Raw genomic sequence first — 23,945 nt, forward strand, 5'->3', positions numbered from 1 at the left:
CGTGGGCCTCAGCGCTCGCGTGCCGCGATGGCCTCGACGAGGCTCCGGATGCCCTGGGCCAGCGCCAGACTGGTGGGGAGCGGCCGGCCGAGGAGGCTCGGTACACCGGTGGCCACCTGGGCGGAGTTGGTGAAGACGCAGGCGCTCACCTGCGCGAGCTGGGCGAACGAGACAGGCCGCTCCAAGATGGGCAGCGTCCCCACATGTCCAGCCTCCAGAAGCACTTCGCGGATGATGCCGGGGAGACACGGCGCGGACCGAGGCGGCGTGACGAGTACCCCGTCGCACTGGAAGAAGACGTTGGCCGTGGGCAGCTCGCAGACCTCGCCGGCCTCATTGCCGAGCAGGGGCCGGCGCTCCATCACACTGAACTGCCGGAAGTAGGCGAGGCCTTTGTGATTCAGCGTGGCCTCGCCCCGGCGGTATGCCCCCGGCTCCTGACTGTCCAGGGCTCGTCCCTCGCGGTGCATCCGCTCCAGGTCTGGGGCGTGCTCGCGGAAGGTGAGCAGCACCCGGCCATCACTTGCCGACAACTTGCCCACACCTCGGAACGCGGGGCCCATCGCGGCGTCGGCTCGCAGGCAGCGCTCAATCGCTTCGCGCACCGCGGCTTCCGCGAGGTGCTCCGACGGCGGCGTGCGGACGGCGCCGGGGAAGGCGGCCAGGCTCGCGCGCAGCCGCGCCGGTGCCGGGCGAGGAACCAGGGCTGGCCGGCCTCGATGCGGAAGGTGGTGAAGAAGCCCGCGCCGAAGAAGAAGCCCTGCGCGAAGTCCCGCAGGTGCAGTTCTTCCCAGCGCCGTACCTCTCCGTCCACCGCGACCGTGGAGAACATGGCGGCCTCCTGTGCGCTCAGTGCGCCGGCTCCAGGAAGTTGGCGAGCAGCTGGGGCCCCTGGGGCGTGAGGAACGATTCGGGGTGGAACTGGACGCCTTCCAGGCGCGGCAGCTCGCGGTGCTTGAGGCCCATGATGAGCCCATCCTGCCACGCCGTCACTTCCAGGCACGCCGGCAGGCTCTCCGCGTCCACGACCAGGGAGTGGTAACGGGCCGCGGTGAAGGGGGCGGGCAGTCCTCGGAAGACGCCCTGGCCCGAGTGCTCGATGGCCGCCGTCTTGCCGTGTACGGGCACCGGTGCGCGCACCACCTTCGCGCCGAACACCTGGCCCAGGCACTGATGCCCCAGGCACACTCCGAGCACGGGCACCCGCCCGCCCAGGGCCCGGATGACGTCCATGGACACGCCCGCCTCGTGGGGCGTGCAGGGACCGGGCGAGATGAGGATGTGGTCGGGCCGGAGCGCTTCGACCTGCGCGACCGTGATGGCGTCATTGCGCACCACCTTCAGCTCGGCGCCCTGGGCACCCAGCGCCTGCACGAGGTTGAAGGTGAAGGAATCGAAGTTGTCGATGACGAGAATCATCCCGGCGTCCCCACCGATGCCAGGGCCAGGAGCTGCGAGCGCGCCTTGTTGAGCGTCTCCTTGTATTCCTGCCGGGGCTGCGAGTCGTGGACGATGCCGCCTCCCACCTGCGCGTAGGCCAGGCCGTCCTTCACCACCAGCGTGCGGATGACGATGTTCAAATCCAAATCACCCGTGAAGGACAGGTACCCCAGCGAGCCCGTATAGAGCCCACGCGCATGTGGCTCCAGCTCGGTGATGATTTGCATCGTGCGTATCTTCGGCACGCCCGTAATCGTCCCTCCTGGGAAGAGCGCGCCCACCACGTCCAGCGGCTCCACGCCCGGCGCGAGCTGGCCGACGACCTCCGATTCAATGTGGAGGACGTGGGCGTACTCGACGATGTCCATCAGCTTCGTTACCTCGACCGAGCCATAGGTGCACACCCGGCCCAGGTCGTTGCGCTCCAGGTCCACCAGCATGGCGTGCTCGGCGCGCTCCTTCTCGTTGGTGCGCAGCTCGTGGACGAAGCGCGCTTCCTCTTCGGGCGTGCCCCGCCGGCGCGTTCCGGCGATGGGCCGCGTGGTGGCTCGGCCGTTCTCCACGCGCACCAGCCGCTCGGGTGAGGCGCTGACGACGTGGAAGCCGTCCCCTTCGAGATAGCTGGCGAAGTGGACGGGGTTGATGGCGGACAGCGTCTCGTAGAGCGCGAGCGGCTCACCGGGAAAGTCCACCTCCAGCCGCTGTGAGAGATTGACCTGATACGTGTCACCGGCGCGGATGTACTCGCGCACGCGCTCGACCGCGTCCAGGTAGGCATCGAGGGTGAAGTTGGAGCGATACGCCGAGGTGGGCCCGTCCATCGCGGGTGGCTCGCGTGGCGCCGTGGGCGTCGCGGTGCGGACGTGGGCCTCCAACGCGTCCAACCTGCGCTCACAGTCCTCCCAGTCCGAGCCCGTGGCCACCGCGAGCAATTGGCCCTCGTGGTGGTCCACCGTCAGGAAGGTATCGATGAATGACAGGTCGATTTCGGGCAGGTGCAGGTCGTCCTGTGGGTGCCGGGGCAGGGACTCGAAACAGTGCGCGGCCTCGTAGCCGAAGAAGCCCACCGCGCCGCCGCAGAAGAGCGGCATTCCGGGATGACGCACGCCACGCCACCGGCGCAGCAGCGAGCGCAGTACCTCCAGCGGCGTGCCCTGCTGGAGCGCGCCGTCCATGAAGCACTGTCCCTCTTTCGCGGTGAAGCGCAGGAAGGGCTTCGCGCCGAGGAACGAATAGCGCCCCTCGGCGCTGACCCGGGTGCTCTCCAGCAGGAACCGGCTTTCCGCTGGGAGGGCTCGCAGGAGGTCCACGGGACGCAGCGCCCCGAGCGGGAGCCGCCGCACCACGGGCACCTGGTTGTAGCCCTGGGCTACGAACGTCTCGAAGGAAGTCCGGTCCGGGAAGCGCGTGGGGGAGGGCGGGCGGCTCATGTCGAGGCGCTTGATACCAGGAACGTTCCGTCCAGTTCGAGTCGTCCATGGCCCACCGGGCGGGGGGCCCGGTGGAATGAACGTTCCGTGCGCTCAGCGTGAGCCGCGTTCCAGCGTGCGGCGTGCCTCCTTGAGGATTTCGTCCTCGGAGAGCTGGTCGGTGCGAATCGCGGAACGGTCCGCTTTCAGTTGCTGGACCTTCCCCTCGCGCAGGACATGGAACTGGCCCGGCTTCTGGCCGGGGAGGCGGGTTTCGGCGTCGATGCGGGCCTCGGTGAACATGGGCTTGAGCTTCTTCAGGGCGTTGTCTTCCTTCACCCCGCCGACGAACCAGGTGCGCACGTTCTCCCGGCACTTGTAGTCCAGGTCTCCCGGGCTCTGCGTACCCAGCATGACGCCCACGCCCGCTGAGCGCGCGCGCTTGAGCAGGTTCTCCATCGGCTGCTTCGTCGCGGGCTTGCTCGTCGCGGGCAGATAGATGTCGGCTTCGTCGAAGAGCATGACGGCCTGGAGCTTGGATGCGGGGTGCTGGCTGGTCCAGCGGTTCGCCTCCAGCAGCAGTTGAGACACCCAGAAGCGGACGCGGCTGAGGTCTCCCAGGTACTTGGTGCTGATGATGCTCAGGCGCGTCTTGCCCGGTGTACTCGCGGCGCCGAGCCCCAGCAGTTCGCTGATATCCAGACGTTCTCCACCCGTTGCCAGCAGGGGGCGGAGGTCGAGCCGGAGCACTTCGAGGTCCTGGGCGAGCTTGGCGAACGTCTTGGTTGGCAGGCCCCCCGTTTCCTGCCGGAGCGACTCGTCCTGCTCCGCGACGAACTTCTGGACCATCTCCAGAGTCAATTCAGTGCCCGGAGGCCGCTGGACCAACAGGCGCAAGGCCTGCGAGAGCAGCGCCCGGGCTGCCTTGTCATTGGGGCTGGTCTTGTATTCGAGCATGCCCGCGATGGCGTCCGCGGCCTGCTGCACACCTTGCTCACGCTCTTCCGGCGACAGGCTTTCAAGGCCGCGTGGAATCACAGGGATGGCCAGCGGCCGTCCGTCGGAGCGGCCCGGGGTGTAGAGCGCGACCTCGACGCGCTCGCGCAGCAGGCGGCGGCGCTCGATGAGGGCGGGGTCGTCCAGATGTTCCTCCCAGGAGAGGTCCCGCGCGTACGCGGCGAGGTCCCCCTTCCGGTCGACGAGGATGGCGGGCACGCCGCGGAGGAGCAGCTGCTCCAGGACGTTGAGCGCCAGCGTCGTCTTGCCGCTTCCCGTGGTGCCCAGGAAGGCGCTGTGGCGGGTCAGCTCGGACGGGTCCACGGTCACCACCTGGCTGAACACACCTTCCGAGGCGCCAATCCGCAGTGGTCCTGTGAGTGTTTCCGAGGGACGTGGGGAGGGCAGCGGGGCGGAGGGGCTCGCGTTGCCCCTGAAGCCGATGGGGGGCTTCATGCCCTGGGGCGGTGTCATGGTGCGGCCCGTCAGCATCGGCGATTCGATGGTGATGTCCTGCAACGGGTCATCCGAAAGGGATTGGGCCCGGCCTTGTCTGTCCCCCAGGGAGACGATGGGCTCGCGCGCGGAGCGCACGCCTCTCGCCTCCAGTGCGCTCGTTTCGGCACGAGCAGGAGGGGTGGACTTCGCTCCCGAGAGGACTTCGGCCGGGACAGGCGTTCCATACGGCAACGTCGGTGGGCTGTTGAACAGCTCCGTCTGTGCCTTGGTTGCGGTGCTCCGGGCTCCGACATTGGCCGTCGGGACACCCGTGCCGCCCCTGGGTGGGGTCTTGGACGTCTTTGGCCCGGAGGACGGGGGCGTGGCGTCCGGCTTCTCCAGCCCCAGGATGTCGCTCACGGACTTGAGCCGGGTGATGGGGCGAGCCGTCCGGCTCCATTCCAGGAGGGCGGCTTCACCCGCATGCCTCTCACGGAAGGTGCGCAGGGCCATGAGGTCCCGAAGCTCCGTGTCTCCGACGACGACCCGGCGTCCGCCCTTGCGGAGCAGCGCGCCCAGTTGCTCGGCGACGACCCCGCCGGGGCGGGCCGGAGGGAAGTCGGTGGTCCGCACAACCACAGGTGTCTTTCCCGAGGCCTTCTTGAGGGCTTCGGTCATCTGCCTGCCGAGGCCGCCGCCACGTGAGTCCCGCTCACACAGCGCGACGAGGAGCTTGCTTCCCTCCGGGTGGACCTGGACGTCCAGCATCTCCTTGTCCTTGGGCTTGACGTCGAAGCGCTTCGTGTCTCCGAGCTCCTTGCCGCCGGCTTCAATGGCCCAGGCCAGCAGTTCCGCGACGCGCGCGGGCTCTTCGGGCGGGTCAATTCGCAGGGTGGCGCGGAAGTCCGTCCACAGCTGGTCCATATCCAGCTTGGAGGCTTGCGGCTGCTGCGCCACAGGTGGCGTCGCCACGTCCGGGCCCTGGGGACGTTGCAGCGGGAAGCTGGCGGGCAGCTTGCCGTCCTGGATAGCGCGGTCGCGGTAGCGGCGGCACTCATCCAGGACATCACGGGCGCGGTGTCCGCCCAGCGCGTCGAAGCCGTTCGCTGGAATGGGCCAGGTCGGGTCCGACGGGGAGACCGTGAAGCCTCGCTGTTCGAACAGGTCTTGAAGTCGCCGCGCCGCGAGGTCCCTGGCCGTTTCGGCCGTCACGGTCCGCTCCAGCGTCACGGGCTCGGGGTCGTTCTCGATGCGATCCACCGTTCCCTGGTTGAGCAGGGGCTTCATTTTCGCCCAGTAGTCGGCGAGGCAGCAGAAGACCACGACCGCGCGAGGCACCTTGCTCGCGATGGCCGCCAGGCTGTTCATCGCGCGCCGGAAGGAGTTCTCCATCTGTGGGCGCTGTTCGAAGTCGCTGACGTCCTCGACCTGGTCGACGCAGAGCACGAGCGCCTGACCCAGTCCGCCCATCAGCCGTCCCAGGTGCTCCACCATCCGCGCCGGCGCATCGTCGGCGGTCCGCGGGATGAGGTTCCCAATGACGCGCTGGTCCGCCTCGGACAGTTCCTCGCAGCGCAGCCAGTGGAAGATGCGGCGGTTGAGCCGAGGGTCTCTTCGATGCAGGTAGATGAGGGCGCGCAGCAGGTCGACTTCCACTTCCCGGAAGCGAGGGTCCAGCAGCAGCTCGTCCGCCACGGCCCGGATGGTGCCGTGCAGCTCCTCATCCTCCAGAATCTTCTCGTCCTGCAGGTGCAGCACGAACGCGCTGTTGCACTGGGCCATGAGCGCGTCCGACAGGTGCATCAGCCCGCTGTCGTCATCGCCTCCCGCCCGAATGAACGGCTTGTCCAGGGAATCGATGAGGTTGGACAGGATGTAGCGGTCGTACTGTGTCGCATCGACGGTCATCGGCATGTAGCCGACGAAGCCCTTCCGCTGACCATGCGCGAGGTTGCGGAAGGCGCGCACCAGATGCGTCTTGCCGCTGCCTGATTCGCCGAGCAGGAGCAGCAGCTTGCCGGCGCTCGGGGGCGTGTCCGAGGAAGCCTTGTCGAGCAGCCGCTTGAAGGAGCGGCGAGCCGGCGCGTTGAGGGCCTCCACGTCGAACGGGTCCGCCTGCCAGATGTGCTGGCCCTGTTCGACGCTGGTGAAGACCTCGCGAGAGTCATCAAGGAAGATATCGAGGCGGGGGTCGTTGGCCACGGGGCGCTCCTGGGGTCGGGCTAGACGACGACGAAGTGGAAGCTGGCGCCGAAGGACCGGACCTCGGACTCGGCGACGTCTTTCGGATCCATGGCGGACACGAGGTCCGCGCGCGTCAGGGACAACTGGCGGGTTCGGTTGGCCTCCAGGAGCGCCGCGTCGAAGGCCTCACGGGTGCTCCACTCCGGCTGGAGGGCCTTCCACACGTGGGAGATGAAGACCTTGTTCTCGCCGAAGCGGCCCGTGGGAAGGGCGCGGGCGACCGACAGCACGCGCTCGGCGAAGGCAGCCGGAGCGGGAGGGGCCCCCGGATTCGTGGAAGCACGGTCCGCCGGCGCGTCCTCGGAGGCGCCGTCGTCCTGCGCGACAGCCCACCGTCGCATCAGTGACAGGCGCACGGCCTCCGCATCCACGCGGGGGCGCCCGCCGCACGGGCCGCGAGCTGCTCCACACCCTTGCGCGGGTCCGTCGTTTTCGCGTCCAGCATCTGCCCGAGCAGGTGGGCCTGCACCGCGCCCAGGGTGAAGGGCCGGTCCGTCTCGACGCCGAGCTGCCGCCACAACAACCGGTCCCGCGTCTGCGCCAGGGTGAGGCCTTCCTCGGCGTCCAGCCCATGCTGGCGCTGAAGCGCGGCGGCGCGCACGCCGTCGGCCCCTTCATCCTCGCCACCACCGCCTTCGATGGCCGCAGGTCCAGGCTGCGCGCCACCAGGTGCGTGGCCTTCAGCTTCTTCCACGTCAGCCCGCGCGGCGGCTGGTCCAACTGGAGGAAGCGCAGCACCTCCGTCCGGCCCTTGGGCGTCAGCTCCAAGCCGCTGCGCCCGCGCACCGCCACGGTTCCTCCGCCCAGCAGCGCCTCCATGAGCGCCTCGAAGCGGAGCTTCCATTCCGCACGGCTGAGCTGATGCTCCACGAAGGGCCGGAGCGCATCCTCCAATTCCTTGCGCGTACTTCGCCGCTCGCTGCGCGTCATGAGCCAGGATAAGGCAATGCCTGACAGCCGGTGGTCAGCGCTTCCCATTCGATGCGTCCTTCCCGGTGAGTTCACCCCTGCGGGTGGCAATCAACGTGTCGAGGGTTTCAAGAATCTCTTCCAGTCGCGTCACCACGTCGTCCGCGAGGAAGCGGACCACCCAGTAGCCCGAGCACTGGAGCGCAACGTCCTTGCGCCGGTCCCGGCGGAAGCCGTCGGGGCTGCGGAAGTGGAAATAGCCGTCGATTTCCACGGCCAGGTTCAGCTCCGTGCAGAGCAGGTCCACTTCCAGCCTCCGGCCACCTCCGACCGGGTCCACGTGGCCATTGAGGACGAAGAGGCCTCGCGTGGAGGCATGGTCCTGGAGCCGGGCGTGCAGGAACTTCTCCGCCTCGCTCCGGGCGCGGCCATTGGCGTCCCGGTAGGCCGAGGCGATGGTGCGCACCGCCGAGTCGTAGAGCGCGACGACCTGTTCGGATGAGCCTTCCTGCCGGAGCCGGACGCGCGTGGACGCCACCGCGGCCTCGGGCAGCTCGCGGGTGTCTTCGTCGAGCTCCGGCTCGGCCAGGTCCAGCCGGCCTTCCCGCAGCATGGCGAGGATGTGGGACTCCTCCCTCCGGAGGTGCTCGGCGAGTGCCTCGGCGGTGAGCACGCAGCCCGTCGTGAGCGCGGGGGCCGCGGTGCACAGGGCCGCGGCGGTGCGGAGCGCCCGGAAGTCAGAGGGGCCGGCCCGCACGCGCAGGGCCGGCGTGCTTCCGGCGGGGACCAATGCCATCAGCGTTTGGAGGGCCGGCAGCGGCGCGCGCGCAATGGCCTGGCTCACCGCGTCTGGAAGCACACCGGACGGCGGCGGGGCCGGGCTCTCCAGCAGGGCCCGGCACAGCTCCCAGGTGGCGGACTGTCCCCGCGGGGGCGTCAGGCCTTCCATCAACACGCGCCGCTGGTGCGCCGTCTTGCCTCGGAACTGGAGCGTCCGTGCCGGGTTCTGAGGCTGGGAGCGAACGACGAACACCTCCGCGTCACCCAGCAGGTCCCGTTCCCTGGCGAGCGCCGCCGCCCACGCGGAGACGACGGCGCGCACGTCATCCCCATCCACGATGACGACACTCGAGCCCCGGCGCTGAATCCACTCCGTCCAGACGGTCAGCGCCCGCTCCGGCGGCCCGACGAGCGTGCTCAGCGTTGCAATGCCTTGCGCGCGTCTCCGGGCATGCCGGTCCAGTGAGCCGAGAAGCGCTGCATCCAATGGTGGGTGCAAGCCATTTCCCCCGAGGTCGCGCGATGGTCTGCCTTCGCGAAGGGTTGGAAGCCTGCTCCTCTCACGGACCTCGATGCAACCCCCTGGGGAGGTGTGGACAGCTAGGAGTGATTGTGCTTGGGCGAGTCAGGGATTGCATCCCGAGGTCTTCCTGACCCCGTGCTTGCAATGTCTGTCGTCTGTGCAACGGCTCACGCCTCTTCCACGCCCAGCGCCGCGCGCAGCTCGGGCATCCGAGCCAGGGGCACCGCGCCGAAGACGAAGCGGTCCGGCCGCACCACGGCCACGTCCGCGCCGTGCTCCCGGAACCACTCGGACAGCCTGCCGGTGTGGTCCTCCACGCTGTCGTCGCCCAGGCCTGGGACACCCGCGGAGCGCACGGTGACGGCGCGGGCCCCCAGGGATTCGGCCAGCTCCCGGGCCACCTCCGTCCCTGGGCTGCCGCCACGACTCAGCACGGCGAAGCCGGAGCCCAGGCTGTCATCCAACAGGTGTTCCTGACCGGAGGCACGACGCACGCGCGGTTGGGGAAGGTAGCTGCCTTCCGCGGCCTTCCGGCCCGAGCGGCGGCCGCCCAGCAGCCAGCCTTCCTCGATGGCGGGCGCCGGCTTGAAGCGGAATCCCTCCACGAAGCGGCGCGCGGCCGGAACGGCCTGGAGGCCCCGGAGCACGGTGTCGCGTACCCAGGCCATGGGCGTGCTGCGCGCGGTGAACACGGAGCCCAGCCGCGCGGTGGCTTCCAGCAAGGCGCGCACGTGCGGACGGCGCTCCACGGCGTAGGTGTCCAGCAGCGCCTCGGGGGCGCGGCCCTGGAGGACCCACGCCAGCTTCCACGCGAGGTTCGCCGCGTCGCGCAGCCCGGACACCAGTCCCTGACCCATGAAGGGTGGCAACAGGTGGGCCGCGTCTCCCGCCAGGAAGGTGCGGCCCACGCGCCAGCGCTGCGCCACCACCGAATGAAAGCTGTAGAGCTGCGCTCGCTCCACCGTCACCCGGTCTGGATTCACATAAGGCCCAATCAGGCGGCGAATCGTGCCCGGCTGCGTCATCTCCTCGCCCGTCTCGCCCAGGCGCAGGCGGAACTCCCAGCGGAACCGCCCCACGGGACCACGCCCGACGAAGCCGGGGCGGACCGGGTCGCAGACGACATGGCATTCGGCGGGGGCGTCTTCCTCCGCCACGGTGCCGGAGATGGCAATCCACGGCTCCTGGCCGCCGCGGCCTTCCATGGGGATGCCCAGCAGCGCACGCACCGTGCTCCGCCCACCGTCACAGGCCACCAGGTAGCGGGCGCGCACCCCGTGCCGGACTCCAGACGTGTGGTACCGCACGGTGACGCCCGCGCCGTCCTGTTCCAGTGATTCCACCTCGGTGCCCGTGCGCAGCTCGGCGGCGGGGAAGCGTGAGAGGCCCTCGCGCAGCGCCTTCTCCAGGAGCGGCTGGTGGAAGAACCAGATGGGCGCGTGGCCATAGCCGAGGTCCACCGGCCCAACTGGACCTGGGCAATGGGTTGGCCGCGCACGCCGGTGAAGGTGACGTGGCGGCCCTGGCGCAGGTCGGGCTTCAGCGCGTCGAGCAGCCCCGCGGCCTGGTAGATGCGCAGGGCCTCGTCGTCACAGGAGAAGGCCCGGGGTTGGCCGTGCGGCGCGGCCTCCCGTTCGAGGACGAGCACGCGCACACCCTGGAGTCCCAGGAGGTTGGCGGTGAGCACACCCACCGGCCCGCCTCCCGCGATGACCACATCCACTTCCTCGATGTCGGCCGACATGGACTTCCCCCCGGAAGCAGGTCCGCTGCCGGGAGAAGTCTAACGTCCCTGGCCCCCCGCAGGGAGGATGGGCGAGGATTCGCGGAAGATGCGCAGCGAGTCCGCCACGCTGTGGCGGTATTCGAAGCCCGTGGCGTCCAGGAAGCGGCGGTTGTCCACGACGATGGGGAAGCGCAGGTGGTCCAGCGCGCCCATTGACAGACGGGGGAGGCCGGCCCGGCCCAGCAGCATCGATAGCAGCGGCGCGGGCAAAGGCACCGCCCTGCGCCCTGTCTCCCGGACGATGACGGACAGCGGAATCGGCGGAGGGCCCGCCACGTTGAAGAGGCCCCGGACCTGCTTCTCCAGCGCCAGCGTCAACGCCGTCACCACGTCTTCCTCCTGGAGGACGTGGAACAGGGGGTCGTACCCGAGGACCAGCGGCACGCGACGGCCCTTGAGGAAGGAGGACAGCGTGCCGGTGCCGGGAGCCCCCAGGGTGTAGGGCAGCCGCAGCACGGCCGTCGTCATCTTCGGCAGGCGCCACAGCGCGGTGGCCGCGTACAGGTCGGCGGCCACCAGGTCCGCCAGCTCCGGAATGGCCTCCAGCGCGCGAGGCGGCTCGTCCTCGGAGTGGTACAGCGGCGAGTCCGGCGCCGCGCCGTAGAAGGTGTGCCGCCCCACGAAGAGCACCTGCTTCACGCCATGGGCCGCGCAGTGGTCGAACACCGCCTTGGTGCCGTCCAGGTTGATGCGCCCGCGCTCCTTGCCCGGCACCGTGAAGGCGGTGACGGTGGCCATGTGCACCACGGCTTCGGGACGCCAGCGGCGGAAGACGTCCTCCGCGGCGCGCTTGCGCACATCGCCCCGGTAGACCTGGATGCCGGCCTCCTTGGCCTCGGCCCAGGGGCGCGTGTCGATGCCCGCCACCTGATGCCCGCGCGCGTGCAGGTGCAGCGCGAGCTGGCGGGCAATGCCTCCGGAGATGCCTGGAATCAGCACCCTCATGGCAGCAGGTTCCTCCCAATCCGCCGGCTGTGCCGCTGCGCGCGGCCGCGCTCGATGAGCCCCGCGATGCGCTGCTTCACCCTCTCCACATAACCCTCGATGACGTGGTCCTCTTCGTCCCCAGTGCCCTGGAAGACGAGCGGCTCGCCGTAATGGATTTCCAACTGCACCGGCAACGGCAGCGGCAACAGGTAGGGCGTCAACGGGACGTAGGGCACGCCGAGCAGCTTCCCCAGCGTGTACGCGTTGAACACCGTGGGGACGGCCGAGCCGCCACCCAGGAACGCGAAGGGGATGATGGGCGAGCGCGTCTGCAACGCCAGGCGGACGAAGCCGGTGCCGAAGTCCACCAGCGAGTAGCGCTCGTTGTAGAGCTTGGCCGTGCCGCGCGCGCCCTCGGGGAAGATCATCAGCAGCCGGTCATCCTCGAGCAGCCGCTTGGCGTGCTCGGGCAGCCCGATGAACTGGCCGGTGCGGCTGGCCCACAGCGAGGACACGGGGAAGTTGTGGAGGAAGCGCTCCACCATGCCCTGCGCCAGCCGGGGCGGGTCCATCTCCAACATGGTGGACGTCAGCACCATGGCCCCGTCCACCGCCACGCCGCCGGAGTGGTTGCCCACCAGCATTCCGCGGCCCCGCGGGGGGATGTGCTCCACCCCGTAACAGCGCACGCGGAAGTAGTAGCGGTAGATGGCGCCAAAGACGCGCAGCGCATGTTTTACGTGAGACTTGGAGATGCCGTACGGGTCGACGCCGTATTCGTTGAAAGGCAGTTCCAGCCGGTCCACCCGGGCTTCCAATGAGTCGGTCAGGGCCACGGGGGCACCGTACCACCCCGACGTGCCCGGCCCCGCCGCTTTCCACACCGGGTTGGTTGGGCACCCGCCGGGTGTTGAGCGATACTCGCCCGCGCGCCCCCCAGCCCCCCATCCATGACACACCAGGACGAGCTCGCCATCGAGGTGAAGGGATTGGTCAAACGTTTCGGCGACGTCACCGCCGTGGACGGAATCGACCTGGACATCCGCCGTGGCGAGTGCGTGGGCCTCCTGGGCCCCAACGGCGCGGGCAAGACGACGACCGTGGAAATCCTCGAGGGCCTCCAGACAGCCACCTCGGGGGAGGTGCGGCTCCTGGGGTTGCGCTGGGAGACGGACGCGCGGGTGCTGCGGGAGCGCATTGGCATGACGCTCCAGGAGACGCGGCTGGTGGACCAGCTCACGGTGGAGGAGATGGTGCGTTTGTTCACCTCCTTCTACCCACGCCCCCTGGAGGTCGAGGCGCTCATCGGGCTGGTGCAACTGGGCGAGAAGCGCCATGCCCGGGTGGGCAAGCTGTCCGGCGGCCAGAGACAGCGGCTGGCCCTGGCGCTGGGGCTGGCGGGCGACCCGGACGTGCTCTTCCTGGACGAGCCCACCACCGGGTTGGACCCCCAGTCGCGCCGCGCCTTGTGGGACGTGGTGGCGCAGCTCAAGGCGCGCGGGCGCACCGTGGTGTTGACCACGCATTACATGGATGAGGCCGAGGTGCTGTGCGACCGGCTGGTCATCATCGACCGGGGCCGGGTGATTGCGCGCGGGACGCCGCGGGACATCATCACCACGCTGGGCGCGGAGCAGGTCATCGAACTGGAGGCGGAGCCCTCGCCGGATTTGGAGCGGTTGCGCCCGCTGCCGTCGGTGGTGGCCGCCCAGCGGCACGCCGGCCGCATCACCCTGCGGGTGCGGGAGCTGCACCTGGCGCTGCCGGAGGTGCTGCGCCGGTGGCGGCGGGGGCGGCCAGTTGCTGCACCTGTCCACCCGGCGCCCCACGCTGGATGATGTCTTCATCGACATGACGGGCCGCTCCCTGCGCGAGTCCGCGGAAGAGAAGGCGGCCTGATGAACGCCCTGGGCCAGCTGGTATTGATGCGGCTGCGCATGTTGATGCGGCAGCCGGAGGTGCTGTTCTGGACGTTCATCTTCCCCGTCATCACCACGCTGTTCCTGGGGCTGGCGTTCCGGAATGACTCCCTGGGCCCGGTGCGTGTGGCCGTGGCGGAGGGGCCGGGCGCACCGGCGCTGATGGCGAAGCTGGAGGGCGTGCCGGAGCTGTCGGCCGAGGTCGCGGACGAAGCGTCCGCCCGGCGGCGGCTGGCGCGCGGGCAGCTCTCCCTGGTGCTGCTGCCGGGCGCGGTGCCCGAGGCGCTGGTGGACCCCAGCCAGGCGGAGGGCCGCACTGCGCGGCTGCTGGTGGCGCAGGCGCTCGCCGCGCCGGAAGACACCGCGCGTGCCGCCGTGGTGAAGGCCACGCCGGTGTCGGAGCCGGGAAACCGCTACGTCGACTTCCTCATCCCCGGCCTGCTGGGCCTGTCGTTGATGTCCAGCAGCCTGTGGGTGGTGGCGGGCTCGCTGGTGGCGATGCGCGGAGGCAAGCTGCTGAAGCGGCTGTCCGCGACGCCCATGCGGCGCTCCCAGTTCTTCTTGTCCTATCTGCTGGCGCGCATGGGGTTCGCGCTGGCGGAAATCCTCTTCTTCTGTGCCTTCGCGCGCTGGCTCTTCGGCGTGCCGATGTTCGGCAGCTACTTCACGTTGACGCTCGTGGGGCTCGCGGGTGCGCTGTGCTTCGCCGCGCTCGGCGTGCTCGTGGCCATCCGGGCGCGGACGGAGGAGGCGGTGGGCGGGCTCGTCAACCTCGTCTCGCTGCCGATGATGTTCGTCTCCGGCGTCTTCTTCGCGTCCGGGAACTTCCCCTCTTGGTTGCAGCCGGTCATCCGCGCCTTGCCGCTCACGGCCATCAATGACTCGCTGCGGGCCGTCATGCTGGAGGGCGCAAGCCTGGCTTCGCTGGGTGCGCCCATGTTGGTGCTGGCCGCGTGGACCGTGGTGCCACTGCTGCTGGCCCTTCGTTGGTTCCGCTGGACGTAAAGGAGCGCTGCTTCGTGTCACAGCCCGTTTCCGCGCCGTCCCCCGCCTTCGTTCAGCAGCTCAACTTCCATGCGCGAGACGCCAGCAACGAAGCGGCGGCGCTCCAGGCCGCCTTCGCGCTCGGCCTCTTCGGCCACCTTCCGGAGACGGGCTCGGGCGAGCCGGTGTCCTTGGAGGTGCTCGCGAAGCGGGTGGGCGGCACCGGCGAGGGACGCGCTCCGTCGTCGAGCCGCTGGTCGCGTTGGGCTTCGTCCACCTGGAGGAGGGGCGGGGGTATTCGCTGCCTGCGTCGACCGCGGCCTTTCTCCGGGATGAGGCGTTCATCGCCGGGCTGCGGGAGGCGCGGCGGTGGTGGCATCCGCTGGCGCTGCTGCCCCAGGCCGTGCGCGGTGGCGGCCCCGTGGCGTGGGGCGGGGCGTCGTGGGACGTGCTCGGGTGGTACCGCGCGCTGTTCCTGTCGCCCGCGCCATCCACCCCGAGCGCCGAGGCCCGGGACTTCCATGACCGCTTCGCCCGCAACCCCGCGCGCACGCTGGCGCTGGTGACGGCCGCGGAGCTGGACGTGCTGGTGAAGCTGGTGCGCGGTCCTGTGACGCTGGACGCGCTGACGCGGGACGTGGGCGCGTCGGCGGAGGCGCTGGAGGTGCTCCTGGGCGCGCTGGCGGCAATGGGCATCGTTCAGGCACGGGAGACAGGCTGGGGCTTCACGGAGGCGGCGGGCCGCGCGCTGGACGCCCAGAGCCTTCCGTACTTCCAGCGGGCGCTGCCGGCGACCATGGCCTACTGGGAGGCGCTGGGGCACCTGGACGAGGCGGTGCGCGAGCAGCGCTTCCGGTTGGACCTGCGTGACCCGGAGACGGCGCGGCGCATCTACCAGGAGAACGCTTCACGCATCTCCAGCATCTTCGCCTCGCACCTGCGGCTGAGCCGGCAGGCCGCGACGCTGGTGAAGTCGATGCGGCCATTGGCACAGGCGCGCGTGTTGGACGTCGGCACGGGCTCGGGCGTGTGGGGCGCGGCCTTCGGGTTGGTGGACCCCACCACGCACGTCACGTACCTGGATTCGCCGCACGTGCTGGACGCGGTGCGCCCCCACCTGGCGAAGCTGAAGCTGGAGGCCCGCTCCGAGCTGTGGGCGGGGGACTGCCTCTCGGTGGACTACGGCGAGTCCCGCTACGACGTCATCCTGCTGCCGCAAATCATCCCCGCGTTGCCGCCCTCGGAGCTCCCGAGCTTCTTCGCCCGGCTGGCTCGGGCGCTGCGTCCCGGCGGGCTGCTGCTCATCTCCGGCTACCTGCTGACGGACCGGCGCGACGGCCCGCTGGACGCGCTCTACTTCGCGCTGCGCCGGTACGTGACGAACGAGGGGGACGTGCTGTCCCTGCCGGAGTTTCGCGCGCTGCTGGGGCCGGTGGGCCTCACGGACGCCCGCGGCTTCGACATGCCCATTCAGCAGGTCGTCATCGCTCATCGGGGGGACGTCGCGTGGCCGGACGTCGCCCCTTCCGCCTGATACCTTTTCGGGAGCATCATGGAACCGCTGCGCACCTTCTTCATGGAGGACTACCTGGAGGGCTCGCGCTTCACCGCGCGCTTCAACCTGGGGGAGTCCGGTGGACGCCCCGTCACCGTGGGCGAGCTGCTCCTCGGCTCGGGCGTCAGCGCCGAGCGCGCCGCCGAGGTGTTCCTCTCCACGCCCTTGAATGACAGCCCCAACTGGGGCCGCGCGGACCTGCGCGACGCGGTGGCGGCCATGCACCCGGGCGCCACGCGGGACAACGTCCTCATCACCACCGGCACCAGCGAGGCGTTGCTGCTGCTGTTCCGCCAGCTCCGCCCGCGCAAGGTGGCCCTGGCGTGGCCGGCGTTCCAGCTCCTCTACGAGCTGCCCCAGCGTCAGGGCGCGGAGGTGGTGCGGTTGCCCGTGACATGGGACGCGAACGGCGTGCCGGCCGTGGACGCGGACCTGTGGCTGGAGCGGCTGGAGCGCGAGCAGCCCGACACCGTCATCATCAACAACCCGCACAATCCCAGCGGCCTGGTGCTGACGGCGGAACTGCTGTCGGCGGTGGAGCGCTGGGCGGAGCGGACGGGCGCGACAGTGGTGGGGGACGAGCACTACCGCTTCCTGTCCTCGGAGACGTCCGTGCTGGGCGCGTCCGTGTACCGGCCGGGCTCGCGGCACTTCGTCACCGGCTCCTTCATCAAGTGCCTGGGCTGCCCAGGGCTGCGCGTCGGCTGGACGGTGGGCGACACGGCCATGCTGTCGCGGATGCAGAACGAGAAGAACTACACGACGCACACCGTGAATCCGGTGACGGAGTGGGTGGCGCGCGAGGTGCTGCGGGACTTGGACAGCCCTGCGTTGCGCCGCGCTCGGGAGGACTGGCTCCGCAATCGCGCCACGCTCTCTGCCTTCCTGGCGCGCTCGCGCGGTGTCTATGGCGTCGCGCCCCAGGGCGGGCTCGTCACCTGCATCGGCCTGCGGGAGGCTCGGGACGACGCCAGCGCGGAGACGCTGCTCAAGGCCCTGTCGGACGCGGGCGTGTTCGTCCTGCCGCTGAGCGCCATGGAGGCGGGCTCGCCGGACGGAGCGCATCCGCTGGAGCGCGGGCACGGTTTCCGATTGGGACTGGGCATCGCGCCGGAGCGCTTCTCCGAGGCGCTGGACGCCATCGAGCGCGCCACCGCGCGCTGAGCGCCCGCGCTACCGCGTCAGGGACGAGAAGGCATGCTCGCGCGCGGCATAGTCCGCGTCGCGCAGCAGCAGTTGATGCACGCGCCCCTGGAAGGGCGTGGGCACCGCGGGGAAGAGGTGGTGCGTGAGGTGGTACTCGTCGTTGCGCGGGAAGACGAGCCGGTTGAGCCAGCCCCACGCGAAGACGTGATTGCGGGAGCGGTGGAACTCGTCCGCGGAGGAGATGATGCCCGCGTGGTCCACCGCGTCTGACCAGTAGCGGATGACCTGGTAGGCGACGAAGTAGGGGATGACGTAGGCCCGCAGGAACACGTCCCAGCCCACGACGAAGTGCGCCACGGCGAGCAGGCCGCCGATGAAGCTCCAGCGCAGCAGCGTCACCCAGACCGGGTCCTCGCGGTGGAACAACACTGGGCGGATGAAGGCGGGCAGGTGGATGAGCAGCAGGGGGCGCAGCAGGTGGGACTTCACGAAGGGCCGGTTCGGGTCCGCGAAGCCGAAGCGGCGGCGCGGCTGGAAGTCCAGGTCCTTCTCCGCGTCACCCAGGTGGAGATGGTGGCTGAAGTGGTCCCTGCGATACGGGTCCAGGGCCGTCAGGTCGAGCACCGCCAGCAGGTGTCCCAGGTTCCGGTTGTGGCGCTTGCCGCGCACGAGCATGCCGTGACACGCCTCGTGGAGCATGTTGCCCACCGCGCGAAAGCGCGTCGCGATGAGGAAGGCCATCAGCGGGTACATGAGCCAGGCGGCGCGCGGCGCGTGTGGCAGCAGCAGCTCGAACGCCGCCGCCATGGCCACGGCCAGGCCCAGGTGCAGCGCCAGATGGGCCAGCGCGCCGGGCACGGAGTGCGCGTGGTAGCCGAGCGCGGCGACCTCTCGTGCGTATTCGGCGCGCAGCCTCGCGGCGACGGAGGTCGGGCGCACGCCACGCACGGGCCGGGCGGCCGGGGACGGCAGGGCGTCGCTGTCCTCCTGCGGCGCGGCGCTCACGGGAGACCTTTCGGGGCGAGGGGGCGGACAGGGGGAACGCTAACCGGGCACCCTTCTCCGGGCAAGGCGAGGGGCCGGAGATGTATCGCGCTGTGTCAGATGTATCGCGCTGTGTCAGACAGAAGGCGGCCGGGGCGGTGGGGCCAGCGCGGTGGGCAGGGCCACGCCGTCTCGCGCGGCGAACACCAGTTCCTGGGTGGGAAGGGGGATGCAGACGGACGTGGTGAGGCCCACGTCCGCGAGCAGCTTCGCGTACTCGGACGCGGACAGCAGGTCACCCTCGTTCGTCATGAAGCGACGGAAGCCGAAGTAGAGGTGGTCCAGGGGGCCGTCGCGGCGCTCGTTGAGCACGTACTCGGCGATGACGAGGATGCCGTCCGGACGCAGTGCCCGGGCCACGCGTGCGAAGATGTCCGGGACGTCCTTCGGGCTCAGCACGTTGAGCACCTGCGGGAGGATGATGACGTCGAAGTCCGAGGCGCCGAAGTCCTGAGTGAAGAGGTTCCCTGGCCAGAAGCGCGCCCGGTCCGCGACCTCCAGCTTCGCGACGTTGCGGCGCACCTGCTCCAGCACGATGGCCTGGTCGAAGTACGTGACGTGTGTGGAGGACGACGCGCGCGCGAAGGCCGCGCCCCACACGCCCGAGCCGGTGCCGATGTCCAGCACCGCGGCGCCCTCCAGCGGACGCACGCCCGCGAGCGTGGCCGCGGCGCGGCGGCTGAGTTGGAAGTGGGTGGCGAACACGGCGGTGATTTGCTGGGAGTTGTCCGCGTAGAAGCGCCCGCTCACCTCGGGGTCCTTCAGGTCGAGCACGTAGCGCTCGTGGCGCACCGTCTCGTCCAGGCGTCCGAGGGCCTCCCAGTACCGCGCGGACACGGACAGCGAGCGCACCAGGTAGGCCAGGGCCTTTCCTTCCAGCAGCGCCTTCGCCTCAGGTGTCAGCACCCACCCATCCTCCTGACGCCGCGTCATTCCCAGCACGGTCAGCGCTTCCAGCAGCACCCCGGGGGCGCGCGTGGACGTGGACTCGCCCAGCGCCTGCTCCGTGCGGACGTCCTCGGCGAGCGCCGCCAACAACCCGCTCTGTCCCGCGGCCAGGAGAACCTGGGTACGCAGGCCGCTGCGGGTGAAGCGGTCGAAGAAGTCCTCGTGCGCGGGAGTGGCGAACGGCGTCGGCGCCACCAGTCGCTCGCGCAGGTGGCTGAGTACGTCCCAGCGCTGTCCCTCGAAGTCCACCGGCTCGCCGGACTTCACGGCGTCGGCCAGCATCCCCATGGGGCCCCACCAGGGGAGCTCGGCTTGAAGCTGCTGGCGGAAGGCCGCGTCGCCCAGGAGGGTGGCGGTGTGGGGCGCGAGGCTGAAGCGGCGCTCGTCGTCCATGCGGACGAAGTCCAGGCACACCAACAGCTCCAGCAGTGAGCGGAGTCCTCGCGCGGAACAGCCGAGCCGCTCCGCCAGCGTCTCCACCGGCAGTGGTTCGCCACGGCCCTCCACGGTGAGTGCGTCGAAGAGTCCCACCCGGAGCGCTGTCTGGAAGAGGGCGGACTCGTTGGAGGCGTTGCGCGCCCAGAAGTGGAGTGACTGTGCGAGGGAGACGGGCTCGTGGGGGGCGGCCATGGGCCCTCAGCTTGTTCCCACCCGTCCTCCGGGTGCAACCCGGCTCCCTCGCGGCAGGGCCGGGAGCGGCTCTGATACGCTTGAGACATGGAATCACGCGCGTCGATGGTGCAACTCGTCGAGGAGTTCCTGCGTGCGGAAGCGCGCGTCCGTGACGTCTGGGTGTCGCCCGAAGTGGCCTGGGTGGTGCCTCGGCGCGCGGTGCGAGCGGCTGAACTGGACGCACTGCTTCACGAGCGCCTGGGGCCGGATGTGCCCGCCGTGGCGCTGGTGGACGCGCTGCCCCGGCTCGATTCCGGCGACGTGGACGCGGCGGCGCTGCGCCAGTGCATGCCGCCCGTGCCCGCGAGGCTTCAGGCCCTGGAGGACGCGCTCCGGCAGCAGGGCATCGAGGCGGTGGCGCTCGTGGGGACCCGGCGGGACGAGGAGGTCCACACGCCGCTGGACGCCTTGCTTCCCGCCGCGCTGCGATTGAAGGCAGGGGGCGTGGCATCCGTGTCTTCGGCCCGGGCTGCGGCGCGGATGGACGCGGGCGGCCGGCCTTCCCTCATCGATTCAGGACCGCGCAGCATGCCCGCGGGAGCGCCGCGGACGCTCGTCGAGCTGCTCCAGCAGGCCGTGGCGCACGCGCCCGAACATGTCATCACCTTCATCGACGTCCAGGGGCAACGGGAGACGCTGACGTTCGCTGCGCTCTGGGACGAGGCGCTCCGGCTGTGGGGCGGTCTGCGGGCGCGGGGCGCGAAGGCGGGTGACAGGGTGATGCTCGCGATGGAGCGCCCGGGTGACTTCGTGCGTGGCTTCTGGGCCTGCACGCTCGGCGGCGTGGTGCCGGTGCCGCTGGCGCTGCCGGCGTCGCTGGAGCGCTCGCAGCCGGCGTCGCGCGGCTCATCTCGGTGTCGGAGCGGCTGGGGACACCGTGGCTGCTCACGGAGGCGAGGGCCACGGCCCCGCTGTCGGAGGCGGGGCTGCGCGCCCTTTCGCTGCAATCCCTGTCAGGCGCGGAGCCGGGGCCCCTCGCGGCCGTGGACCCGGAGGCGCCCGCCATCCTCTCCTTTACGTCTGGGAGCACCGGGCGTCCCAAGGGCGTGGTGTTGAAGCACGCCAACCTGATGGCGATGGGCGAGGGGATGGTGGCCGGCGGTTGGTACCTGCCTGGGGATGTGGGCGTGAGCTGGATGCCCTTGGACCACGTGGCGGGGACGAGCTACCCCCACCTGCTCGCGCTGCGCACCCGCACGCCCCATGTGTTGGTGGCGCGCGACTACGTCCTGGCGGACGTGCTGCGCTGGCTGGATTTGCTCACGGAGTTCGGCGGGACGATGAGCTGGGCCCCAAACTTCGCCTACGGCCTGGTGGCGGACCGGCTGGAGCACGAGGAGCGCCGCGCGTGGCGGCTGGAGCAGGTGCGGGTGCTGGCCTCTGGTGGCGAGTCCGTGTTGCCCGCGACGCTCCGGCGCTTCTCCGAGCCCCTGCGCGACAGCGGACTGCGCGAGGACGCGGTGTGCCCGGCCTGGGGCATGGCGGAGACCTCGTCCTTCTTCTCGATGACGCGGGGCGTGCGGACCCATCCCGTGGAAGGGGCGACGGAGCTGGGACCGCCTCCGGTGGGTGCGGCCCTGCGTGTGGTGGACGACACCGACGCGGTGGTTCCCGAAGGTCAGGTCGGCCACCTGCAGGCCCGGGGTGCGCAGGTGCTGTCCGGCTACCTGGATGACGCGGAACTCAACGCGCGCTCCTTCACGGCCGATGGCTGGTTTCGCACCGGGGACATGGCCGTGATTCAGGACGGGCAGATGTCCATCGCGGGGCGCCAGAAGGAGGTTCTCATCCTCCACGGCAACAACGTCTACCCGCAGGACATCGAGGAGGTGGTGGAGTCGGTTCCTGGCGTGCTGCCGTCGTACACCGTGGCCTGCCCGACGCGGAGCGGTACGGCACAGACGGATGAACTGGCTGTCTGCTTCGTGCCTACGCCGGATGCGCCGCCGCTGGCGGAGTTGCTGCGGAGCATCCGGGAGAAGGTGGGCCGGGTGCTCGGCTTCCATGTCGCGCACCTGTTGCCCCTGGCGCGCGAGCAGGTGCCGCGCACGGAGCTGGGGAAGCGGGGCCGCACCGAATTGCGGCGCCGTTTCGAGGCGGGCGAGCTGGGGGCCGAGTACCACCGCGCGCTGAGCGTCCTGGGCGGACCCGCCACGATGCCGCCGTGCCTGGCGGTGTCCCGGTGGGTGCCTCGGCCGCTGGCGACCAGGGCGGGAACACGCGGTGCCGTGGTCGTCATCGCGGACGAAGCCTTCACTGAGGCATTGCGCGAACAGGCCGATGGCCGCGAGGTGGTGCGGGTGGCGCCGGAGGCGAGCGGTGAGCTCGTTCGTGCCATTGAGGCCCTTGCGGAGCGCCGTGTGCCCTGTGGCGACGTGGTGGTGCTGCTTCCGGAGGCGCAGGAGACGCCCGCGCTCCGCGAGTCTTTGCTTCGCGAGGAGATGACGGCTCCGGATGAGCGCCACCAGGACGCTGCCTCCAGAGCGCCTGGCAGAGGCGTGTCCGGGGGCGTTGCCGCACCTGACCAGGGCACGGCCTCGGACGGCGCGATGCAGGCGGCGCCGGCCGCGCATCTGGCCGCACCTGCCCAGGGCACGGCCTCGGATGCCGTGCCGCAAGCGGCGGTGGCGTCTCGCATGGCGCCACTGCTTCATGTGCTCCAGTCCCTGTCCAACCGAGGCGAGGACGCTCCGGTCGTGCGCGTGCTCGCGGTGCTTCCGGAGTCGGGAGGAGACGACGCGGCTTCGCTGGCCGCCTTGCTGACGCCGGGCCTGCTCTGGAGCGCCGTGGCGGAGGTTCCGGGGCTGGAAGTGCGGGTGGCATGGACGCCTCCGGACGTATCCGCCACCGCCCATGCTGTCGCCCGCGAGCTCGCCTCCCAGGATGCCGCGCGCGAGGTGGCGTGGCGGGAAGGCACGCGGTGGGAGCGCGTCTTCACCCCATGGACGCCGCCACCGCTCGCGGCACCCCAGCGCCTCAAGCGGGGAGGGCTCTACCTGGTCACAGGCGCGCTCGGTGGCCTGGGACGTGAATGGGCACGTCAGCTGCGGCAGGGGCTGGACGCCCGGCTGCTGCTCGTGGGGCGGCGCCCTCATGGGCCCGAGGCGAGGGCGCTGGAGTCCGAGCTGGGCACCTCGAAGTATGTCTCCGTGGACGTCACGGACGAGGTCGCGCTTCGGAATGCCGTGCGCGACGCGGAGGCGCACTTCGGTCAGTCGCTCGACGGCGCCTTCCACTTCGCGGGCACGCTGACGCCCGTCGCGTTGGAGCACGAGACGCCGGAGACACTGGTACAAGGCGCCGCCGCACATGCACTGGGCGCGAGGGCCATCGCGACCGTCTTGAAGGACAGGCCCCAAGCCGTCTGCGTCTTCGCGGCGTCGTTGATGGGGACGCTGGGCGCGGGCCGCCACGCGGCCTACTGCGCCGGCACGGCCTTCCTCGAACGGTTCGCCGAGCGGCTGACCGCACAGGGCCGCCACGCGGTGGCGGTATCACTGAGCCAGGTGCGGGAGACGGGGCTCGCGCGCTCACTGGGGGCCGCGCCGCCGGGCTACCGGGTGCTGGAGCCATCCCAGGCCCTGGCCTCCGTGGCCTTGGCGGTGGAGCACGCGCCCGCGCACCTGCTGTCAGGCGTGGTGGCGTCGGCCTGGCCCTGGCGTCAGGCGGGATTGGGCGAGGGGCAGCGCCTGGACACGGCCCATGTCTTCCTGGTGCAGCGGCCGGGAGACGTCCTGCCCGTGGGACTCTCCGACGCGGTCCTTCATCCCCTGCCGGAATGGCCCCGCCGCGCGGACGGCGCGGTGGACCGTGATGCCCTGGCCGCCGACCTCTCCGGGGTGGGGGACGGAGCCGCCGCCGGGCCATTCGAGACGGTGGTGATGGACGCCTTCCACGAGGTCCTCGGAGCCCAGGGCGTGGGCGCCGGTTCTGACTTCTTCACGCTGGGCGGCAGCTCGCTCCAGGCCACCCGGGTGGTGGCGCGCATCAACGAGCGCACCGGCCTGCAACTGCGCGAAGTGGCCCTGTTCGAGCACCCCACGGCCACGGCGCTGGCGGAGCACGTGCGGCGCGTGGTGGACCTGACGCAGTTGGACATCTCGGTGCTCAGCGACGCGCAGGTGGACCTGCTCCTGCGCGTGTTGGAGCCCACGTGAGCGAGGCGGTAGTCCCTCCGTCCCGTCCGTTGTAGCGTCCACCTACCCGGGCATACGTCTTGCCCGGG

The 23,945-nt window shown here is 70.5% G+C and carries 17 protein-coding genes and 2 pseudogenes; 6 read left to right on the forward strand and 13 right to left on the reverse strand.

The genetic code is table 11. The features are described 5' to 3' along the window. Positions 1-8: 8 nt before the first annotated feature. From QEG98_RS08770 to QEG98_RS08815, 10 genes and pseudogenes are all read right to left on the reverse strand, one after another. Entirely contained in the window at positions 9-794 is a 786-nt protein-coding gene (locus QEG98_RS08770; RefSeq protein WP_316567852.1) for an aminotransferase class IV, read from the reverse strand. A gap of 55 nt (positions 795-849) precedes the next feature. Beyond that, on the reverse strand, positions 850-1,419 hold the full coding sequence (locus QEG98_RS08775) for an aminodeoxychorismate/anthranilate synthase component II (protein ID WP_316566378.1): 570 nt from the start codon (positions 1,417-1,419) through the stop codon (positions 850-852). Next, a complete protein-coding gene (locus tag QEG98_RS08780; RefSeq protein WP_316566379.1) occupies positions 1,416-2,870 on the reverse strand; it encodes an anthranilate synthase component I family protein in 1,455 nt (484 codons plus the stop codon). Before QEG98_RS08780 ends, QEG98_RS08775 begins: the two co-directional genes overlap by 4 nt. Positions 2,871-2,963: 93 nt before the next feature. Next, positions 2,964-6,485: a helicase HerA domain-containing protein gene (locus QEG98_RS08785; RefSeq protein WP_316566380.1), complete on the reverse strand. Its 3,522-nt coding sequence runs from the start codon at positions 6,483-6,485 to the stop codon at positions 2,964-2,966. Between the two features lie 20 nt (positions 6,486-6,505). Then, positions 6,506-7,505, reverse strand: a pseudogene (locus QEG98_RS08790) (hypothetical protein). After that, on the reverse strand, positions 7,492-8,703 hold the full coding sequence (locus tag QEG98_RS08795) for an endonuclease domain-containing protein (protein WP_410477987.1): 1,212 nt from the start codon (positions 8,701-8,703) through the stop codon (positions 7,492-7,494). Before QEG98_RS08795 ends, QEG98_RS08790 begins: the two are co-directional and overlap by 14 nt. Positions 8,704-8,906: 203 nt before the next feature. Then, positions 8,907-10,199 (reverse strand): FAD-dependent monooxygenase, encoded by a 1,293-nt coding sequence (locus QEG98_RS08800; protein ID WP_316566382.1) that lies wholly within the window; start codon positions 10,197-10,199, stop codon positions 8,907-8,909. 125 nt (positions 10,200-10,324) lie between these two features. Continuing rightward, positions 10,325-10,483, reverse strand: a pseudogene (locus QEG98_RS08805) (FAD-dependent monooxygenase); the annotation flags it as partial. Between the two features lie 39 nt (positions 10,484-10,522). After that, entirely contained in the window at positions 10,523-11,470 is a 948-nt protein-coding gene (locus tag QEG98_RS08810; RefSeq protein ID WP_090484221.1) for an SDR family oxidoreductase, read from the reverse strand. Next, positions 11,467-12,288: a 1-acyl-sn-glycerol-3-phosphate acyltransferase gene (locus QEG98_RS08815; RefSeq protein WP_316566383.1), complete on the reverse strand. Its 822-nt coding sequence runs from the start codon at positions 12,286-12,288 to the stop codon at positions 11,467-11,469. The genes QEG98_RS08810 and QEG98_RS08815 overlap by 4 nt, the downstream gene beginning before the upstream one ends. A 114-nt stretch (positions 12,289-12,402) precedes the next feature. On the opposite strand from QEG98_RS08815, the gene QEG98_RS08820 reads away from it, so the two are divergent. Together QEG98_RS08820 and QEG98_RS08825 are read left to right on the forward strand one after the other, a co-directional pair. Next, complete coding sequence (locus QEG98_RS08820; RefSeq protein ID WP_316566384.1) at positions 12,403-13,290, forward strand: ABC transporter ATP-binding protein; 888 nt, start codon at positions 12,403-12,405, stop codon at positions 13,288-13,290. Positions 13,291-13,350: 60 nt separating this feature from the next. Continuing rightward, positions 13,351-14,376, forward strand: a complete 1,026-nt coding sequence (locus QEG98_RS08825; protein ID WP_316566385.1) for an ABC transporter permease — start codon at positions 13,351-13,353, stop codon at positions 14,374-14,376. A gap of 52 nt (positions 14,377-14,428) precedes the next feature. Here QEG98_RS08825 and QEG98_RS08830 read toward each other — a convergent pair whose 3' ends face one another. Then, positions 14,429-14,632, reverse strand: coding sequence for a hypothetical protein (locus QEG98_RS08830; protein WP_316566386.1), 204 nt, complete (start codon positions 14,630-14,632; stop codon positions 14,429-14,431). On the opposite strand from QEG98_RS08830, the gene QEG98_RS08835 reads away from it, so the two are divergent. Continuing rightward, positions 14,618-15,889 carry a class I SAM-dependent methyltransferase gene (locus QEG98_RS08835; RefSeq protein ID WP_316566387.1) on the forward strand — a complete coding sequence of 424 codons (1,272 nt, stop codon included), beginning with the start codon at positions 14,618-14,620 and terminating at the stop codon, positions 15,887-15,889. The genes QEG98_RS08830 and QEG98_RS08835 overlap by 15 nt on opposite strands. 18 nt (positions 15,890-15,907) lie before the next feature. Further along, positions 15,908-17,074, forward strand: coding sequence for a pyridoxal phosphate-dependent aminotransferase (locus tag QEG98_RS08840; protein ID WP_316566388.1), 1,167 nt, complete (start codon positions 15,908-15,910; stop codon positions 17,072-17,074). Positions 17,075-17,083: 9 nt separating this feature from the next. Here QEG98_RS08840 and QEG98_RS08845 read toward each other — a convergent pair whose 3' ends face one another. Beyond that, a complete protein-coding gene (locus tag QEG98_RS08845) occupies positions 17,084-18,061 on the reverse strand; it encodes a fatty acid desaturase (protein WP_316566389.1) in 978 nt (325 codons plus the stop codon). A 114-nt stretch (positions 18,062-18,175) separates the two neighbouring features. Then, positions 18,176-19,678 carry a class I SAM-dependent methyltransferase gene (locus tag QEG98_RS08850; protein WP_316566390.1) on the reverse strand — a complete coding sequence of 501 codons (1,503 nt, stop codon included), beginning with the start codon at positions 19,676-19,678 and terminating at the stop codon, positions 18,176-18,178. 87 nt (positions 19,679-19,765) lie between these two features. Here QEG98_RS08850 and QEG98_RS08855 point away from each other — a divergent pair, with 87 nt between their 5' ends. Further along, complete coding sequence (locus QEG98_RS08855) at positions 19,766-20,776, forward strand: AMP-binding protein (RefSeq protein WP_316566391.1); 1,011 nt, start codon at positions 19,766-19,768, stop codon at positions 20,774-20,776. Continuing rightward, on the forward strand, positions 20,704-23,877 hold the full coding sequence (locus QEG98_RS08860) for an SDR family NAD(P)-dependent oxidoreductase (RefSeq protein WP_316566392.1): 3,174 nt from the start codon (positions 20,704-20,706) through the stop codon (positions 23,875-23,877). Before QEG98_RS08855 ends, QEG98_RS08860 begins: the two co-directional genes overlap by 73 nt. The last annotated feature ends 68 nt before the right edge of the window (positions 23,878-23,945 follow it).

This window comes from Myxococcus sp. MxC21-1 (assembly GCF_032612255.1).
In the GTDB taxonomy this organism is placed as follows: domain Bacteria; phylum Myxococcota; class Myxococcia; order Myxococcales; family Myxococcaceae; genus Myxococcus; species Myxococcus virescens.